A 3,045-nucleotide genomic window follows, 5' to 3' on the forward strand; every position below is an offset into this window, starting at 1 on the left:
GCTGACCGGGCTGGATCATGTCCGGGTTGCCACCGAGGATGTCGCGGTTGAGGTCGTAGAGCGCGTGCCAGCCGCCGTGGTGGTGCGTCTGCTGGGAGATCGAGGTGAGCGTGTCACCGCGGTGCACCGTCCAGTAGGCGCTCCCCGGCGCGGGCACCTTCACCGGCATCATGGCCTGCACCGTCCACGGCGCCAGGGACTGCACACCGGAGACGTGCGCCGGGTGCTGCACGATGCGGGCGGACGTGAGGTGCAGGGGTGCGCGCGCTCCGCTCCGGGAGGCGCGTCCGCAGACCGGCCAGGGGGTGAGACCCCGGGACTCCACGATCCGCTCGCCCACCGCGATCTGCTCCTCGCGGGTCGCCAGGTCGGCGCGCGGCGCGAAGCGGCGGCCGCCGTAGTCCTCCCAGGTGCCCTGGGTCATCTGCAGACCGCCGTAGTAGCCGTTGCCGGTGTTGATGTCCCAGCGGCCGCCGCTCTCGCAGCCGGCGATCCGGTGCCAGTCGGCGCCGTCACCCGACGCGGACGCGGACGCCGGCGCAGCCGCGGCTGCGGTCGGCGACCCCGCGGTCGCCCCGGCTGCCGCGGCAGCTGCCTGGCTGACCAGGCCCATGGCGGTGAACACCGCCAGCAGGGTCGCCAGCAGGGTGACGACGGCACGCATCGGTGAGAACGACGGCATCGGATGACTCCTTCGGTTCTGCGCTGCGGACGACGCCATGGATCGACGTCTGTCCTTCTCCAGGGAGCACGCCTACGAGCCGAAAGTCCGACATAAGACGCTCCACCAGGCGCTGAACGGACCAGCCAATTCCCTCCCAGGGGTGATCAGCCGTCAGTCCGACTCTGTGACAACCACCTCACCGCCACTCCGCACCGGGAGAACGGCGGTGGTGGAGGCACCCGAGAGGAGCTCCTCGGCCCCCTGAACCGGTTCATCAACTGCCCATGGGAAAAGCTGATTTGAGAGAGCACGAGCCGCCTCCCGGAGAGTCCCGGAGCGAGCGTCGGGCCCCGTCCGTCCCCAGCGCGCCCCGGCGAAGGAGGCAGGCCCGCACCGGGTACGGCAGACCTTGAACTCGCCCAGGGGAGAGGCGAGTCGGGCCGTGTCGTGCGCACCGGGGCCGTGGAGGGAGCAGCGGCCGGTTCGCCCGCCTGCCGCTCCGCCCCGGCACACACGCCCGGACCGGCCTCGGATGCGGCACCGTCCGGCCGCAACCGACCACGGGCGATGGGACGTTGACCCGACGCCGTCCGCTTCCGAGTGCCCGCCGCGGCTGTCGAAGGTCCTCTCCGACGCGGCGCCGACGGCTGTGGTGGACACCGGTGCCCCGCCCGGATCCAGGCCGGCTTCCGGCGTGTCCCCGGTGCTGCAGCGGCACGGTGTCGGCGTGCCACAGCCGGGGATGCGGGCGCATCCGGCCGGCCCGGTACGGCCTCGGCCGCAGCCGGCGGCGGCCCACCCGGCGGTGACGGCGCCCGCCCGGTCGACGGGGCGCCCGCGTCAGCTGTTGGCCATGTCCACAAAGCGGGAGTAGTGGCCCTGGAAGGCGACGGTGATGGTGGCCGTGGGGCCGTTTCGGTGCTTGGCCACGATCAGGTCTGCCTCACCGGCGCGGGGGGACTCCTTCTCGTAGGCGTCCTCACGGTGCAACAGGATGACCATGTCCGCGTCCTGCTCGATCGAGCCGGACTCACGGAGGTCGGAGACCATGGGCTTCTTGTCGGTCCGCTGCTCGGGTCCACGGTTGAGCTGGGAGAGCGCGATGACGGGAAGCTCCAGCTCCTTGGCGAGCAGCTTGAGGTTCCGGGACATCTCCGAGACCTCCTGCTGGCGGCTCTCGGCCCGGCGTGAGCCACCGGCCTGCATCAGCTGGAGGTAGTCGATGACCACCAGGCGCAGGTCGTTGCGCTGCTTGAGGCGGCGGCACTTGGCCCGGATCTCCATCATCGACAGGTTGGGCGAGTCGTCGATGTAGAGCGGCGCGGCGCTGACGTCGGGCATCCGGCGGGCGAGGCGCGTCCAGTCCTCGTCCGTCATGTTCCCCGACCGCATGTGGTGCAGCGCCACCCTGGCCTCGGCCGAGAGCAGTCGCATGGCGATCTCGTTGCGCCCCATCTCCAGGGAGAAGATGACGCTGGGCATGCCGTTCTTGATCGAGCAGGCACGGGCGAAGTCCAGTGCCAGCGTGCTCTTTCCCATGGCGGGACGTGCGGCGATCACCACCATCTGGCCCGGGTGCAGGCCGTTGGTGAGGGAGTCCAGGTCGGTGAAGCCGGTGGGGACACCCGACATCTGGCCGCTGCGGGAGCCGATCGCCTCGATCTCGTCGAGGGCGCCCTCCATGATGTCGGCGAGCGGGGCGTAGTCCTCGCTGGTGCGCTGCTCGGTGACCGCGTAGATCTCCGCCTGGGCGGCGTTGACGATCTCGTCGACGTCGCCCTCGGCGGCGTAGCCCATGCCGGCGATCCGGGTGCCGGCCTCGACCAGGCGGCGCAGCACGGCGCGCTCATGGACGATCTCCGCGTAGTACTCCGCGTTGGCGGCGGTGGGTACGGAGTTGACCAGGGTGTGCAGATAGGCGGGGCCGCCGACCCTGGTGATCTCACCCCGCTTGGTGAGTTCACCGGCCACCGTGATGGGGTCGGCCGGCTCGCCGCGGGCGTAGAGGTCGAGGATCGCGCCGTGGATCAGCTCATGGGCCGGGCGGTAGTAGTCGGCGGGCTTGAGGACCTCCACCACGTCGGCGATGGCGTCCTTGGACAGCAACATGCCGCCCAGCACGGACTGCTCGGCGGCGAGGTCCTGCGGCGGTACCCGCTCGAAGGCGTCGCCGCTGCGGCCGGAGCCGGCCTCCCGGTCGCCCTTCCACTCGCGGTCGCCCTTCCAGTCGGAGCCGCGGCCGCCGTCCCTGCGGTTGCGGGGCACCGGAAGGCGGTCCCCCGGGCCGTCGGGCCATTCGTCGTCGGGGGGCGGAGGTGTGTCGTGTTCGTCGTACTGCGGGCCGGTCACGCGTCTTCCCCGTTCAGCGGGTGGGGTGGGAG

Annotated in this window: 2 protein-coding genes; both read right to left on the reverse strand. The window is 71.4% G+C overall.

The window, feature by feature from the left end; all coding sequences use genetic code 11:
- A partial coding sequence (locus AOK09_RS43510; RefSeq protein WP_055589836.1) for a transglycosylase family protein occupies positions 1 to 682 on the reverse strand: 682 nt, incomplete at its 3' end.
- 822 nt (positions 683 to 1,504) lie between these two features.
- Positions 1,505 to 3,013, reverse strand: coding sequence for a replicative DNA helicase (dnaB, locus tag AOK09_RS26835; RefSeq protein WP_055589837.1), 1,509 nt, complete (start codon positions 3,011 to 3,013; stop codon positions 1,505 to 1,507).
- Between the last annotated feature and the right edge of the window lie 32 nt (positions 3,014 to 3,045).

Origin of the sequence: Peterkaempfera griseoplana (assembly GCF_001418575.1) — a bacterium.
Classification (GTDB): domain Bacteria; phylum Actinomycetota; class Actinomycetes; order Streptomycetales; family Streptomycetaceae; genus Peterkaempfera; species Peterkaempfera griseoplana.